Annotated in this window: 14 protein-coding genes and 1 pseudogene; 5 read left to right on the top strand and 10 right to left on the bottom strand. The window is 70.7% G+C overall.

Going from position 1 to position 13321, the window contains the following annotated elements:
- Positions 1-235 (top strand): annotated as a pseudogene (locus VJS38_RS05210) (A/G-specific adenine glycosylase); the annotation flags it as partial.
- Between the two features lie 12 nt (positions 236-247).
- Here VJS38_RS05210 and VJS38_RS05215 read toward each other — a convergent pair.
- The 4 genes from VJS38_RS05215 to VJS38_RS05230 all read right to left on the bottom strand — a co-directional run bounded on the left by VJS38_RS05215 (position 248) and on the right by VJS38_RS05230 (position 3782).
- Positions 248-1327 (bottom strand): site-specific DNA-methyltransferase, encoded by a 1080-nt coding sequence (locus tag VJS38_RS05215; protein ID WP_324087094.1) that lies wholly within the window; start codon positions 1325-1327, stop codon positions 248-250.
- 137 nt (positions 1328-1464) lie between these two features.
- Positions 1465-2136 carry a ribonuclease HII gene (locus tag VJS38_RS05220; protein WP_324087095.1) on the bottom strand — a complete coding sequence of 224 codons (672 nt, stop codon included), beginning with the start codon at positions 2134-2136 and terminating at the stop codon, positions 1465-1467.
- Positions 2136-2726, bottom strand: a complete 591-nt coding sequence (locus VJS38_RS05225) for a DNA-3-methyladenine glycosylase I (protein ID WP_324087096.1) — start codon at positions 2724-2726, stop codon at positions 2136-2138. Before VJS38_RS05225 ends, VJS38_RS05220 begins: the two co-directional genes overlap by 1 nt.
- Positions 2727-2828: 102 nt before the next feature.
- Positions 2829-3782, bottom strand: coding sequence for a folate-binding protein YgfZ (locus tag VJS38_RS05230; protein WP_324087097.1), 954 nt, complete (start codon positions 3780-3782; stop codon positions 2829-2831).
- A gap of 60 nt (positions 3783-3842) precedes the next feature.
- Between VJS38_RS05230 and VJS38_RS05235 the strand changes: the two genes are divergently transcribed.
- The 3 genes from VJS38_RS05235 (at position 3843) to VJS38_RS05245 (ending at position 8003) form a co-directional block, all read left to right on the top strand.
- On the top strand, positions 3843-4835 hold the full coding sequence (locus tag VJS38_RS05235) for a glycosyltransferase family 9 protein (RefSeq protein ID WP_324087098.1): 993 nt from the start codon (positions 3843-3845) through the stop codon (positions 4833-4835).
- A gap of 11 nt (positions 4836-4846) precedes the next feature.
- On the top strand, positions 4847-6181 hold the full coding sequence (locus tag VJS38_RS05240; protein WP_324087099.1) for a dihydroorotase: 1335 nt from the start codon (positions 4847-4849) through the stop codon (positions 6179-6181).
- Between the two features lie 103 nt (positions 6182-6284).
- Complete coding sequence (locus VJS38_RS05245; RefSeq protein ID WP_324087100.1) at positions 6285-8003, top strand: sensor histidine kinase; 1719 nt, start codon at positions 6285-6287, stop codon at positions 8001-8003.
- Between the two features lie 41 nt (positions 8004-8044).
- Here VJS38_RS05245 and VJS38_RS05250 read toward each other — a convergent pair whose 3' ends face one another.
- From VJS38_RS05250 to VJS38_RS05260, 3 genes are all read right to left on the bottom strand, one after another.
- A complete protein-coding gene (locus VJS38_RS05250) occupies positions 8045-9364 on the bottom strand; it encodes a hypothetical protein (protein WP_324087101.1) in 1320 nt (439 codons plus the stop codon).
- Positions 9365-9508: 144 nt separating this feature from the next.
- Positions 9509-9967 carry an NfeD family protein gene (locus tag VJS38_RS05255; protein ID WP_324087102.1) on the bottom strand — a complete coding sequence of 153 codons (459 nt, stop codon included), beginning with the start codon at positions 9965-9967 and terminating at the stop codon, positions 9509-9511.
- 4 nt (positions 9968-9971) lie between these two features.
- Entirely contained in the window at positions 9972-10928 is a 957-nt protein-coding gene (locus VJS38_RS05260; protein WP_324087103.1) for an SPFH domain-containing protein, read from the bottom strand.
- A 118-nt stretch (positions 10929-11046) separates the two neighbouring features.
- On the opposite strand from VJS38_RS05260, the gene VJS38_RS05265 reads away from it, so the two are divergent.
- The gene (locus tag VJS38_RS05265; RefSeq protein WP_324087104.1) at positions 11047-11592 is read left to right on the top strand and encodes a hypothetical protein; all 546 of its coding nucleotides are present in this window, start codon (positions 11047-11049) and stop codon (positions 11590-11592) included.
- Positions 11593-11631: 39 nt separating this feature from the next.
- Here the strand turns inward: VJS38_RS05265 and yaaA are convergent, their stop codons facing one another.
- From yaaA to VJS38_RS20980, 3 genes are read right to left on the bottom strand one after another with little or no spacing between them, the layout of a single operon-like run.
- Positions 11632-12438, bottom strand: a complete 807-nt coding sequence (gene yaaA / locus VJS38_RS05270; RefSeq protein WP_324087105.1) for a peroxide stress protein YaaA — start codon at positions 12436-12438, stop codon at positions 11632-11634.
- 52 nt (positions 12439-12490) lie between these two features.
- The gene (locus VJS38_RS05275) at positions 12491-13153 is read right to left on the bottom strand and encodes a hypothetical protein (protein WP_324087106.1); all 663 of its coding nucleotides are present in this window, start codon (positions 13151-13153) and stop codon (positions 12491-12493) included.
- Positions 13154-13157: 4 nt separating this feature from the next.
- Positions 13158-13304, bottom strand: coding sequence for a selenium-binding protein SBP56-related protein (locus tag VJS38_RS20980; protein ID WP_414692411.1), 147 nt, complete (start codon positions 13302-13304; stop codon positions 13158-13160).
- Positions 13305-13321: the final 17 nt, after the last annotated feature.

Here is a 13321-nt window from a genome sequence, read left to right on the forward strand (position 1 = left end):
TTGGCGCGCCGCGCGCTGGAGCGAGGCCGAGGCGCTGGCCGCCGCACCGGCCGCAGCGCCCTGGCGCGGCGTCGGCGAAGTCGACAACGTCTTCACACACTTCTCGCTGACCCTGCAGCTGCTGCGCGCGGAGGGCGAGGCCCAGGGGGTGATCTGGAGTCCGAGGCGCGACCTCGAGGCCCTGCCGAGCGTGTTCCTGAAGGCGGCGAAGGCGGGGCTGTCGAACCTGCTCTAACGCCGCTTAAGGCTAGATGGCGATCTGGCCGCGCACCTTGGCCCGTAGCACGTCGATCGGCGCCAGCCCCTTGTCCGACTTGAAATGCCAGTAGGTCCAGCCGTTGCAGGCCGGCGCCGACTGCACCAGGGCCCCCACCTTATGGATCGAGCCGGAGAGGTCGCCCACCACCAGGCTGCCGTCGGCGCGCACCTTGGCGGCGTGGCGGCCCTTCGGATCGTAGAGCACGTCGCCGGCGCGCAGGAGGCCCGCCTCGACGATCTGGCCGAAGGGGATGCGCGGCTCGGCCTTCTTGGAGCCGGTGACCATCACCTCTTCCGGCGCCGCCGGCAGGACGCGGGCGATGCGCTCCTTGGCCAGCTTGGCGTAGGCTTCCTCGCGCTCGATGCCGATGAACTTGCGCCCCAGCCGCTTGGCCGCGGCCCCGGTGGTGCCGGTGCCGAAGAACGGATCGAGGATCACGTCGCCGGGCTTGGTCGAGGCCAGGATCACCCGGTGCAGCAGGGCTTCCGGCTTCTGGGTCGGATGGGCCTTGGCGCCGGTCTCGTCCTTCAGCCGCTCCTCGCCGGTGCACAGCGGCAGGGTCCAGTCCGAGCGCATCTGCAGCTCGTCGTTGGCCATCTTCATGGCGTCGTAGTTGAAGGTGTAGCGCTTGCCGCCGCGGCTCTTGGTGGCCCAGATCAGGGTCTCGTGCGCATTGGTGAAGCGCGTGCCCTTGAAGTTCGGCATCGGGTTGGACTTGCGCCAGACGATGTCGTTGAGGATCCAGAAGCCCAGGTCCTGCAGCGTCGCGCCGACGCGGAAGATGTTGTGGTAGCTGCCGATGACCCAGAGCGCCCCGTCGTCCTTCAGCACCCGGCGGCATTCGGCGAGCCAGGCCTTGGTGAAGGCGTCATAGGCCTCGAAGCTCTCGAACCGGTCCCAGTCGTCGTCGACCGCGTCGACCTTGGAGTTGTCGGGCCGCAGGAGCTCGCCGCCGAGCTGCAGGTTGTAGGGTGGATCGGCGAAGACCAGATCGACCGAACGGTCCGGCAGCTTCTTCAGCTCTTCCAGGCAGTCGCCCAGGACGATGGTCTCGGCCGGATACGCCATTGCAACCTCGTGAACTCAAGCCTCCGGGATCACATGCTCATGGTGAAATTCAGGTTGCAAAACATGGTGAACGAAAGGTTACCGCCCCCTGAACCGGTCTTCCCCGCGAAAGCGGGGACAAGCGGAAGAGAATGCGCCTACTCCGCCGCGTCGAACGGCAGCTCCTCCTGCAGGGCGTCCTCGAACGCCAGCAGCGGGTCCTTGCCCATCAGCGCCAGCTTCACCGGCCCCCAGGCCCTGCGGTGGATCTCGCAGGGGCCCAGCGTCAGCAGCGCCTCGGCGTGGACCGGGGCGCGGTAGCCCTTGTGCCTGGCGAAGCCGTAGCCGGGATAGAGCCCGTCCATCTCGACCATCAGCCGGTCGCGGGCGACCTTGGCCAGGATCGAGGCGGCGGCGATCGACTTCGACTTGGCGTCGCCGCCGACCACCGTCTTGACCTCGCAGGGCAGGCGAAAGGGATAGTTGCCGTCGACCAAGGCGTACTTCGGCGCCGTCGCCAGCGCCTCGACCGCCCGGCGCATGGCCAGGCCCGTGGCGTGCAGGATGTTGAGCTCGGCGATCTCCTGGACCGAGGCGAAGCCGACGCCCCACGCCAGGGCCTTGGCCTTGATCTCGATCTCCAGCACCTCGCGGGTCTTGGCCGAGAGCTTCTTGGAGTCGTCGAGGCCCTTGATGGCCTTCTTCGGGTTGAGGATCACCGCCGCGGCGCTGACCGGCCCGGCCCAGGGCCCGCGCCCCGCCTCGTCGACCCCGCAGACCGGCCCGTCGACGAAGGCCTTCTCGAGAATGAGCGTCGGTCCTTTTGCCATCAGCGGGCCATCGCCTTTACCGGCTCATACCGGAAGCAGCAGGTCAGGTGGTCGTTGACGATGCCGACCGCCTGCATCCAGGCGTAGACGATCACCGGGCCCACGAACTTGAAGCCCTTGGCCTTCAAGGCCTTGGAGACCTCGACCGCGAGCTCGGTCTGGGCCGGCGGCTGGCCGGCCTCGGTCCAGGCGTTCTGCAGCGGCTTGCCGCCGGTGAAGCTCCAGCAGAACTCGGAGAAGTCCTCGCCGCGGTCGCGCATCTCGAGGAAGATCTTCGCGCCTGCGATGGCGGCGTCGATCTTGGCGTTCGAGCGGATGATGCCGGCGTCGGCCATCAGCCGGGCGCGATCGGCGTCGCCGTAGCGGGCGACCTTCTCGGGATCGAAATTGTCGAAGGCGGAGCGGAACGCCTGCCGCTTCCTGAGGATGGTGATCCAGGCGAGACCGGCCTGAAAGCCGTCCAGCACCAGCTTCTCCCACAGCGCGCGCGAATCGTACTCCGGCGTCCCCCACTCGATGTCGTGGTAGGCCTCGTAGAGCGGGTCGCCGGCCATGCCGCGCCAGCTGCACCTTTGGAGGGGAGCGTCCATCGGCGCGGACTTTCAGCCGAGCCGGGCGGTCGGCACAAGCGGGCTTTTCAGCGGCGGCTTCGAATGGTCGCGGTCGCGCCGCTCCCACACCGGTGGGAGGTGCTAGGCGTCCTCGCCCAGCGCCTCAGCCATCCAGCCCGGCCGCTCCACCCGCACCGGCTTGCCGTCAACGGTCAGTTCGCCCCCGATGCGGTCCAGCCGCAGCAGCGCCATGGCGCGGCCTTCGACGCCTGCGAGCACCTCGCCGGCGCGCAAGGTCCCCGCCAGCACCTCGGCGCCGAACGCGGGCGGCGGGCCGTCGAAGGCGATCGGCAGCATGCGGTTCTTGATCTGCCCGCGGCGTTTCATCCGCGAGGTGGTCTCCTGGCCGACGAAGCAGCCCTTCCGGAAGTCGATCCCGTGCAGCAGGTCGAAGTTCGCCTCGATCGGATAGGTCTTCTCCGCCCCCCAGTCGGCCGGCCCGGGAACGCCGAGCGCCAGGCGATGGGCGTCGTAGGCGGCCTCGTCGGCGACTTCAGCGTCTTCGGGCGTCGACGCCGCATATCCGCGCTGGCCGAGGGCGGGAAGGCGGGGATCTTGGATCCAAAGATGCTCCCCCTTTGGGGGAGCTGTCGGCGAAGCCGACCGAGGGGGCTTCCGCTCAGAAGCTTCGACGAACCGGCTGTCGGCAGCATCTGAGTGGAAGCCCCCTCCGGCGCTTCGCGCCACCTCCCCCGGGGGGGGAGGATCTTGCGCTTCGAACAGCGCCGACACCGCCGCCTCTTCCAGCCCGATCTCCACCTTCGCCCGCAGCCGGTACAGGCTCAGCCGCTGGACGATCGCCTCGCGGTGCTCGCGCGCCACGTCCAGCCAGGCGCCGTCGGGCCGGCCCATCACGAACAGGTCCCACAGCAGCCGCCCTTGCGGCGTCAAAAGCCCCGCCAGCCGCGCCTCGCCGGGCGAAAGCGTCTCGACGTCCTGGGTCAGCAGGCCCTGCAGGAAGCTGCGCCAGTCCGGGCCGCTCACCGAGATCAGGGCGCGGCTCAAAAGCTCGGCGTAGATCGGCGTGTTCGTCATGCAGCCAATTTGGGCGCGGCGGTTGCGGAGCGCCAGCGGGCGCCGGCATATAGACGCCAGATGGCTCGCGGGTCTTTCCCCATTCTCTTCATCACGGCGACCAACATCGGCGACGCCGTGCTTTCGTCTGGACTGATCAAGCGGCTGTCCGACGAGATCCCGAACGCGCGTTTCACCATCGTCGCGGGCCCGGCCGCCGCCCCGCTGTTCAGCTTCCTGCCGAACCTCGACGAGGTGATCGTCTTCGCCAAGCAGAAGGACGGCAGCCACTGGTTCGACCTGTGGCGCAAGGTGCGCAAGCGGCGCTGGGGCCTGGTGGTCGACCTGCGCGGCTCGGCGATCTCGCGGCTGATCTCGACGAGGCGCCGCGCCGTCCACCGCAAGATCGCCGGCGAGCCGATCCACAAGGTGATGGAGGCCGCCCGGGTCCTCAAGATCGAGGACGAGCCGGCCGCCCCCTACATCTACGTCTCGCCCGAGGTCGAGGCCTACGCCGCGGACCTGACCGCCGGCCAGGGGCCGATCCTGGCCATGGCGCCCGCCGCCAACTGGGTCGGCAAGACCTGGCCGCTGGAGCGCTTCTCGCGCGTGGCCATGCGGCTGCTGGGCTCCGACGGGCCGATGCGGGGCGGGCGGCTGATGGTGCTGGGGGGCGCCGGCGAGCGCAAGACCGCCCAAGGCCTGAAGGACTGCGTGCCGCGCAACCGCTTCATCGACCTCGCCGGCCAGGTCGACCTGGTCACCGCCTATGCCTGCCTGCAGCGCGCGCGGCTGTTCGTCGGCAACGATTCCGGGACCATGCACCTGGCCGCCGCCGCCGGCGCGCCGACGCTGGGCCTGTTCGGTCCCTCCGACGAGCGGAAGTACGCCCCCTGGGGGGCGCACACGCGCGTGATCCGCGGCGGGCACAGCTTCGCGGAGATCTCGGCCATCGATCCGGGGCGCAACCAGGCCGTCTGCCACATGATGGACTTGAGCGTCGACCGGGTCTACGAGGCCGCCCGCGCGCTGCTGGCCGACACCGAGCCGAAGGCGTCCGCGCCGCCCGCATAAGGACCCCCGCCATGGCTGAGACCTTCGACCTGATCGTTCGCGGCGGCGAGGTGGTGAACCATGCGGGGCGCGGCCTGGCCGACGTCGGCGTGCGCGGCGGCAAGGTGGCGGCGATCGGCGACCTCGCCCAGGCCTCCGCCGGCGAGGTGTTCGATGCTTCGGGCCTGACCGTCCTGCCGGGCGTCATCGACACCCAGGTCCACTTCCGCGAACCGGGCATGGAGTGGAAGGAAGACCTCGAGACCGGCAGCCGCGCCGCGGTCCTCGGCGGCGTCACCGCCGTCTTCGAGATGCCCAACACCGAGCCCACCACCACCGACGCCGACGCCCTGGCGGACAAGCTCGGCCGGGCCGCCGGCCGGATGCACTGCGACCACGCCTTCTATGTCGGCGGCACCCATGAGAACGCCGCCTTCCTGGGCGAGTTGGAGCGGCTGCCGGGCTGCTGCGGAATCAAGGTCTTCATGGGCGCCTCGACCGGCAGCCTGCTGGTGCAGGACGACGCGGGCGTCGAGCAGGTGCTGCGCCACGTCAGCCGCCGGGCGGCCTTCCACTCCGAAGACGAGTACCGCCTGGCCGAGCGCCGGCCGCTGGCCCGCACCGGCGACTGGACCAGCCATCCCGAGGTGCGCGACGCCCAGTCGGCCATCCAGTCGACCGAGCGGCTGGTGCGCATCGCCCGCAGCCTGGGCAAGCGGATCCACGTGCTGCACGTCACCACCCGCGAGGAGATCGCCTTCCTCGCCGCGCACAAGGACGTCGCCAGCGTCGAGGTCACGCCGCAGCACCTGACGCTGGCCGGCCCCGAGGCCTACGAGCGGCTGAAGGGCTACGCCCAGATGAACCCGCCGATCCGCGGGGCCGAGCATCGGACGGGCCTGTGGAGCGGCGTCGCCAACGGGGTCGCCGACGTGCTGGGCTCCGACCACGCGCCGCACACCTCGGAGGAGAAGGCCCGCCCCTACCCGGCCTCGCCTTCCGGCATGCCCGGCGTCCAGACCCTGCTGCCGGTGATGCTGACCCACGTGGCCGAGGGCCGGCTGACGCTGGAGCGGCTGGTCGACCTGACCAGCCACGGCGCCAACCGCATCTTCGGCCTGGCCGACAAGGGCCGGCTCGCCACCGGCTTCGATGCGGACCTGACCATCGTCGACCTGAAGGCCCGCCGCACCATCACCCACGCGATGATGGCCAGCCGGGTCGGCTGGACCCCGTTCGACGGCATGGAGGCCAAGGGCTGGCCGATCGCCACCGTCATCCGCGGCCGAATCGTGATGCGCGACGACGAGGTCACGGCCCCCCACCTCGGCCAGCCGGCGCGCTTCCTGGAGACGCTTGCGGGTTGACCATTTAACCAACTGAGAAGACAGCGTTCCGTCAGAATGCTATCGAGCCGGCCGGGGCGGCACTGCACGCGGGGGGGCGTCCGCGATGACCGGGAGGCGGCGCATGGCGGAGGCAAGGCACGCGCAGCCGCTGTCGATCCGCGCCCGCCTGGTGCTGCTGGTGGTCGCGCTGCTGCTCCCCGCCCTGCTGCTGACCGGCGGCCTCCTGTGGAGCCTGGAGGTCCAGGCCCACCGCACCCAGGAGCGGCAGCTGGCCGCGGCGGCGCAGGCGCTCTCCCTGGTGGTCGACGGACGGATCGCCGCGCAGGTCGCGACGGTCAGCGCGCTGGCCACTTCGCCGAACCTGCGGCAGGCGAACTGGCGGGCCTTTGACGCTGAGGCTCGCGCAGCGCTCGACGATTCCGAAAGCTGGATCTCGATCCGCGGCGCCGATGGGCGCCAGTACGTCAACACCTCCAGGCCGCCGGATGCGCCCGTCACGGTGATCCAGACGCCGGTGTCGAGCTGGTCGGGAGCGCGGGCCGGCGCGAAGATCTCCAACCTGGTCTGGGGCACGGTAAGCAAGCAGTACATCACCATCGTGATGAAGCCGCTGAGGCTGGACAACGGAGAACCCGTCCGGCTGAGCGTGGTGACGCGCGCGGGCAACTTTGCAAAGGTCCTGGCGCGCCAGGGGTTGCCGCCTCGCTGGTCGGCCGGCGTCCTCGACGGCCGCGGGCAGGTCGTCGCCGACAGCCGCGGGGGCACGCGAATGGTCGGCAGGCTGGCGCCGGCCGATCTGAGGGCCGCGCTCACGGCTCAGCCTGGCGGCGTCGCCCGCAACCTTCGCCTCGAGGGCAAGCCGACGATCGTCGCCTCCGCCCGGACGCCGGACGCGGGCTGGACCGCGATCGTGGCCGCGCCGCGCGACGAAACCCTGGGCGCAGTCCGCGAAGCGATGCTTCTGGGCCTGTTCATCGGCCTCCTGCTGCTCGCCGCCGCCATCCTGCTCGCCCTCAGGATCGGCCGCCAGATCACGCGGCCAGTGGAGACCGTGGCGACCGCGGCCTCGGATTGGGTCGCCGGGCGGGCCGCGACGTTTCCGACCCACACCGGCCTCACCGAGACGGACGGCCTCAGCCGGGCCTTCGCCTCGGCGCTCGCCGCGGTGCGCGAGCGCGACGAGCGCCAGAAGCTGCTGATGAACGAGCTGAACCACCGGGTGAAGAACACCCTGGCCACCGTCCAGGCGGTGGCGCTGCACACCCGCACCGGAGCGGGGACGGTCGAGGAGTTCCACGACGCGCTGGAGGGCCGGGTGATCGCCATGAGCCGCGCCCACGAGCTGCTCACGCGGGCGGACTGGGAGGGCGCCGAACTCGGCGAGCTGGCGCGGCAAACGCTCAGCGCCTTCGCCAGCCCGCAGCTGAAGATCAGCGGCCCCGAGCTGCAGGTCGGGCCGACGGACGCCCTCAACCTCGCGCTGGTGTTCTACGAGCTGGCGACCAACGCCGCCAAGCATGGCGCGCTGTCGAGCGACGCCGGCCAGGTGACCCTGACGTGGTGGCGGGTGCAGGCCGGCGCGCGGATCTGCTGGTCCGAAAGCGGCGGCCCGCCGGTCAGCGCGCCGACCCGCAAAGGCTTCGGCTCGCGCCTGATCGGCCGCGCGATGCACGACCTGCAGCCCTCGCGGCTCAGCTACGACGTCGGCGGCGTGCGCTGCGAGCTGACCCTTCGGGCGCCGGACGCCGTCCCCGCCGATCCGAAGCCGCTCAGGCGGGACGACGCGGAGGTCCCGGATCGGCCCTACAGACCGTCCGGGATGACGGAGACGGGGGCGTGAGCAATCGCCCTCCCCATTCATGGGGAGGGCGCGGCCCGCCCTCAGACGTTGCCGGGCAGCTGGCAGCCGCCGGCGAAGGCGCAGGCCGTGGCGCCGACCGCGCTGATCGCAGGAGCGGTGTTGAACTCGATCACATAGCCCTTCAGGCCGTCGGCGCAGGCCACCTCGACCATGACAGTGCCCTTCGCCGTCTTGCCGCTGATGCGCGCGTTGGAGACCGAGCAGCTGTTCTTGCCGAACTTCTTCAGGTCGTCGGTCAGCGAGGCATAGCCCGGGTCCTTCGAAAGGCCGCACTTGTAGCCCGCCGCCAGCGCATGGCCGCAGTCCATCACCTGTCCCTTGCCGCTGGCCGGGAAGATGCCGACGGCGCCCTTGCCATCCTTGCAGGCCAGCTCGACGACCTCCTCGTTCCCACGTTGCGGGAACAGGGCGTAGCGGTCGACGTCGCAGGCGGAGCCGGCGTTGTGGGCGAGCTTGGTGTAGAGCGCGGCCTGATCGGCGGTCGCCTGGCGCGAGTCGGTCAGGGTGCAACCGCCGAGGATGTTCTGCGCCTGGGCGCAGCTCCAAGTCTGGGCGAGCGCGCCGTTGCTGACCTTGTAGATGTAGCCCTTGCCGTCCTGGCAGGAGGTCTCGAAGAAGTCGGAGCCGTCCTTCGAGTTGCCGACGAACCGGCGATCCTTGACCACGCAGCCGTTGTTGGCCTGCTGGGCGAACTTGTCGACCACCGCCAGGCGCGTCGCCTTGTCGCTCAGCTCGCACTTCACGTTGCCGCCCTGGTCGTCGAAGTTCAGGCAGTTCTGCGCTTCGGCGGGCTTGGCGGTGTCGAGCGGCGAGGACGCGATCAGCACATAGCCCGACCCGCCCTGGCAGGCGACCTCGAGGAAGGTGTTGGTCTTGGTCTGGCCGATGCCGCGGGCCTTCTCAGGCACGCACTGCACGCCGGCCCTGGCCAGCAGCGGCGCAAGCTGCGCCTTCGGGTCGGAGTTGCCGGGCAGCGCGCAGCTGAGCGCGCCTTCCTTGGCCGGCTGGCCGGGCGCCTGCATCATCTCGACGCAGCTGAAGGCCGTCGCCTGGCCGCCCTTCGGCGCCTGCAGGATGTAGCCCATGGTCTGGCCGCAGGCGACTTCGTAATAGCTGGTCTCGACCTTGGTCTTGGGGTCGTTGGCCTTGCCGATGAAGCGCGCGTCGCTGACCTGGCAGCCGACGCCGGCCGACTGCACGGCGGCAGGGGCTTCGCTCATGCCCTGCTTGCGTTGGGCGTCAGAGACCGGGGCGGCCCCCTTGGGGGCCGAGCTCACCGCGACCGGCGCCAGCACCGCCGCGCACAGGGCCATGGCCAGCCCCCATTTGATCGGCCTCATCTCGCTACTCTCCTGGGTGTTGCTTTTTAGGGCCGCACATAAGCGCCGCGATCCGTGACGGGTCAAGATGACGCGCCACCCCGATCGCCGAGGAGATGGCTTCGCCGGGCCCGGCCGTCTTACGGGCCGCCCCCGCCTGTGGTTCTAGAGCTCGCGCACCTTCAGCCGCACGCCCGAGACGCCGGCCACGGCGACCCGGGCGCCGGCGGCGATCGTCTCGCCGGCCTCCAGCTCCGCCGGCCATTCCTTGCCGTCGACGAACACCCGGCCGGCCCCGCCCTCGAAGGCGACCACGACCCGGCCCTCGTGGCCGACCAGGCGGGCGATGTTGTCGTTGATGTCCTGTCCTTCCGCGGACCGCCGGCGCGGGAAGTAGCGGCGCGCCGTGAGCGTCGAGACGATGGTGAGGCCGGCGAAGATCAGAACGGCGGCCTTGAAATGCAGGTCGCTGAAGCCGTCGATGACGGCCACGATTCCGGCCGCGGCCGCCGGCCACAGCAGCCAGCCCGAGCCGGCCAGCACCTCCGCCGCCAGCAGCGCCGCCCCGACCGCGGCCCAGATCCAGGCCGAGTGGCCGAGATAGAGATCGGTGAACAGGAACATCGCCCTAGCCGTCCGTGGTCGGGACGCGGCCGCGCGGCCGCGGCGGCGCGGGCCCGTCCGCGCCGATCGACTTCACCAGCTCGGCGACGCCGGCGATCGAGCCCACCAGCGAGCCCATGTCGGCCGGGACGATCACCGTCTTCTGCTGCGGGCTGTCGGCCAGCTTGCCGAAGGCCTCCACGTACTTCTGGGCGACGAAGTAGTTGATCGCGTTCACGTCGCCCTTGGCGATGGCGTTGGAGACCAGCTCGGTGGCGGTGGCCTCGGCCTGGGCGGAGCGCTCGCGCGCCTCGGCGTCGCGGAAGGCGGCCTCGCGGCGGCCCTCGGCCTCCAGGATCGCCGACTGCTTGGAGCCCTCGGCGCGGGCGATCGCCGCCTGCTTCTCGCCGTCGGCCTCGGTGATCACCGCGCGGCGCTCGCGCTCGGCCTTCATCTGCCGGGCCATGGCGTTGGTGATGTCCGGCGGCGGCTGGAGGTCCTTGATCTCGATGCGGGTGACCTTGACCCCCCAGGGGCTCGTCGCCTCGTCGATGACGGTCAGCAGCCGCGAGTTGATGTGGTCGCGCTGCGAAAGCACCTCGTCGAGCTCCATCGAGCCCACCACGGTGCGCAGGTTGGTCATGGTCAGCTGGGCGATGGCGTAGTGCAGGTTGTCGACCCGATAGGCGGCGGCGGCCGCGTCCATCACCTGGATGAAGACGATGGCGTCGACCTGGACGGTGACGTTGTCCTTGGTGATCACCTCCTGGCGCGGCACGTCGAGCACCTGCTCCATCAGGTTGACCCGCCGGCCGATGGTCTCGACGAAGGGGGTGAGGAAGCTGATGCCGGGCTTCAGGGTGCGGGTGTAACGGCCGAACCGCTCGACGGTGAACTCGCGACCCTGCGGCACGATCTTGATCGCGCCGAGCGCGACCACCGCGGCCAGGATCACGAAGATGACGAGGATAGTGAAGCCCATGCAGCCCTCCAGGGGAACACGGCTAAGTTTACTGCCTCAGGTTAATTCACGCCATCCCGGCGTCCGGAGCGCCCGAGAGATGTTCCCGTCCGGCTGGCGGGTTTGCTAAGCCGGCGCCATGCTGCGCAAGTCCCTCGCCCTCGCCGTCGTCGCCCTGGCCTGCATGGCCGCGGCTCCGAAGCCGGCCGCCAGGCCTGCCAAGCCGGCGGCCGCCGCCCCGGCGGCGCACGCAGGTCCGCTCGACGCGCGCGATCCGGCCGCCCTGGTCGGGCTGCTGGCCAGCCTCAGCGCCAAGGCCGAGATCGCCCGGCGCGACGGCGACGCGGTCTTCCTCACGGTCACCTCGCCGACCGAGGTCTTCTCCGCCCAGTTCGCCGGCTGCGACGCGCAAGGGGGCGCCTGCCAGGCGCTGCTGTTCGACCGCCAGGGCGGCGGCCAGGGCTCGCCGACGCTGGCCCAGGTCAACGCCTTCAACCAGACCTCGGTGATGTGCCGGCTCTACCAGGACAAGGGCGGCCGGGCGCATGTGCTCTACTCCAGCCTCTTGTTCCCCAAGGACGGCCGGGCGGAGATGCTGATGCATCTCAACGCCTGGCGCGGCTGCATCGGCGACTTCAACGCCTTCCTGAAGGACCCGACGGGGTTCTTGGCCGGGGCGGCGTAACGCCCTCTCCCCGCGCTTTGCGTGGGGAGAGGGCAAGTCTCACGCCTCCTCCGCCTTGCGCTTCGCCGCGGCCGGGGGATCGGGCTGCGGGCGGGCGAAGGTGAGCTCCTCCTCGGTCGACCGGGCCGGATCGAAACGGTAGCCGGCGACGTCGAAGCCCTTCAGGTCCGCCGCCTTGTCGATCCGGTGGTCGATGGCGAAGCGCGCCATCAGGCCGCGCGCCTTCTTGGCGTAGAAGGAGATGATCCTGGCCTCGCCGTCCTTCTCCTCCAGGAAGCGGCAGGAGATCAGCGGCAGCTTCAACGCCGCGCGGTCCACGGCGCCGAAGTATTCGCCGCTGGCGCAGTTCACCAGGGTCTTGTCCTTGTGCCCCATGGCCGCCTCGTTGAGCGCGGCGGAAATGCGCGCGCCCCAGAAGTCGTAGAGGCTGTGGCCGCGCTTGGTCTTCAGCCGCGCGCCCATCTCCAGCCGGTAGGGCTGGATGGCGTCGAGCGGCCTGAGCACGCCGTAGAGGCCCGAGAGGATGCGGACGTGGTCCTGCGCCCAGGCCAGCGCCTTCTTGTCGAGCTCGCGGGCGCGAAGGCCGGCGTAAACGTCGCCATTGAAGGCGAACGCGGCCTGCAGGCCCTCCTCCGACGCGGGGTCGAACGCCTGGAAGCGCTCGCGGTTGAGCTTGGCCAGGGACTCCGAGAGCGACATCAGCCGGCGCAGGTCCGCCGCGGTCAACTTGCGGGTGACCTTGGCGAGCTCGGCCGTGTGCTCGCCGAGCTGCGGCGTGGTGAGCGGGGCGGCGGCCGAAGGCGCGGTGAAGTCGAGCGCCTTGGCCGGCGAGAGCACGATCAACATGGCCCCGGTTTGCCGCCGCCCCGGAGGAGTCGCAAGCGCCGTCTTGCAGCGCTCAAGGCCCGTTGGGCCAGGCGAGCGCCAGGGCTGCGGCGCCCACCAGGACGAGGCACGCCGCCCAGACGCCGTCGAGCTTGATCCAGCTGCGCGAGAGGAAGCGCAGGCCGAGCCAGGCCTCGACCACGACGGCGATGAGGCCGCCGGTCAGGATCATCGCCGCGGTGTGGACGACGGAGACCAGGATCGCCGTCGCCAGGTCGCCGCCGATCAGGGCGCCGGCGGCGCGGTGGCCCGGGTCGAGGCCCCGGCCTTCGCAGATGCCGAGATAGATCGGAACCAGCATCAGCCCGGCGCCGTGCGCGGTCGCCACGGCGAAGGACCACAGCGCCAGCTGCGTCGGCCGGATGCGGGCGATGAAGCGCGGATGCCCGGGGCGCAGCAAGAGCCAGAGGCCGGCCGCGATCACCAGCAGCGCCGCGCCGATCCGCAAGGCGCGCGCCCACGGCAGAAGCGCCGTCAGCAGGCTGAACGGCGCCAGCATGCCGGCCATCGCCAGGAAATGCCCCAGCGCCAGCAGCCCCAGCGCGCCCAGAAGGTCGCGCCACCCACGGCCCATCAGGCCGGCGGCCACCGCCAGCGGCCATCCCATCGCCGGATTGAGGCCGTGGAAGACGCCGCTGGCGACCACGGTCAACCAGAGGCCTGCCGCGGTCGTCAAAGGCTCAAACGGAAGGATAGCAGAAGGAGTCGGTCGAGCAGTCGCCCCCCTCGAGCCGGATCTGGTGCGTGCGGTAGCCCCGCGGGACGTCGACCCAGAACCGCTCGTCGAGCGTCAGGCCGCCGTCGGCCCCCACGTCGGCCTTGACCATCGCGCCGGGCACGCCCA

The sequence above is a fragment of the Phenylobacterium sp. genome (assembly GCF_035276905.1).
Classification (GTDB): domain Bacteria; phylum Pseudomonadota; class Alphaproteobacteria; order Caulobacterales; family Caulobacteraceae; genus Phenylobacterium.

Coding starts and splice junctions, on each gene's coding strand:
- VJS38_RS05215 (WP_324087094.1), bottom strand. CDS start 1,327: ATGGCGTATCCGGCCGAGACCATCGTCCTGGGCGACTGCCTGGAAGAG.
- VJS38_RS05220 (WP_324087095.1), bottom strand. CDS start 2,136: ATGGCAAAAGGACCGACGCTCATTCTCGAGAAGGCCTTCGTCGACGGG.
- VJS38_RS05225 (WP_324087096.1), bottom strand. CDS start 2,726: ATGGACGCTCCCCTCCAAAGGTGCAGCTGGCGCGGCATGGCCGGCGAC.
- VJS38_RS05230 (WP_324087097.1), bottom strand. CDS start 3,782: ATGACGAACACGCCGATCTACGCCGAGCTTTTGAGCCGCGCCCTGATC.
- VJS38_RS05235 (WP_324087098.1), top strand. CDS start 3,843: ATGGCTCGCGGGTCTTTCCCCATTCTCTTCATCACGGCGACCAACATC.
- VJS38_RS05240 (WP_324087099.1), top strand. CDS start 4,847: ATGGCTGAGACCTTCGACCTGATCGTTCGCGGCGGCGAGGTGGTGAAC.
- VJS38_RS05245 (WP_324087100.1), top strand. CDS start 6,285: ATGGCGGAGGCAAGGCACGCGCAGCCGCTGTCGATCCGCGCCCGCCTG.
- VJS38_RS05250 (WP_324087101.1), bottom strand. CDS start 9,364: ATGAGGCCGATCAAATGGGGGCTGGCCATGGCCCTGTGCGCGGCGGTG.
- VJS38_RS05255 (WP_324087102.1), bottom strand. CDS start 9,967: ATGTTCCTGTTCACCGATCTCTATCTCGGCCACTCGGCCTGGATCTGG.
- VJS38_RS05260 (WP_324087103.1), bottom strand. CDS start 10,928: ATGGGCTTCACTATCCTCGTCATCTTCGTGATCCTGGCCGCGGTGGTC.
- VJS38_RS05265 (WP_324087104.1), top strand. CDS start 11,047: ATGCTGCGCAAGTCCCTCGCCCTCGCCGTCGTCGCCCTGGCCTGCATG.
- yaaA (WP_324087105.1), bottom strand. CDS start 12,438: ATGTTGATCGTGCTCTCGCCGGCCAAGGCGCTCGACTTCACCGCGCCT.
- VJS38_RS20980 (WP_414692411.1), bottom strand. CDS start 13,304: ATGGTCAAGGCCGACGTGGGGGCCGACGGCGGCCTGACGCTCGACGAG.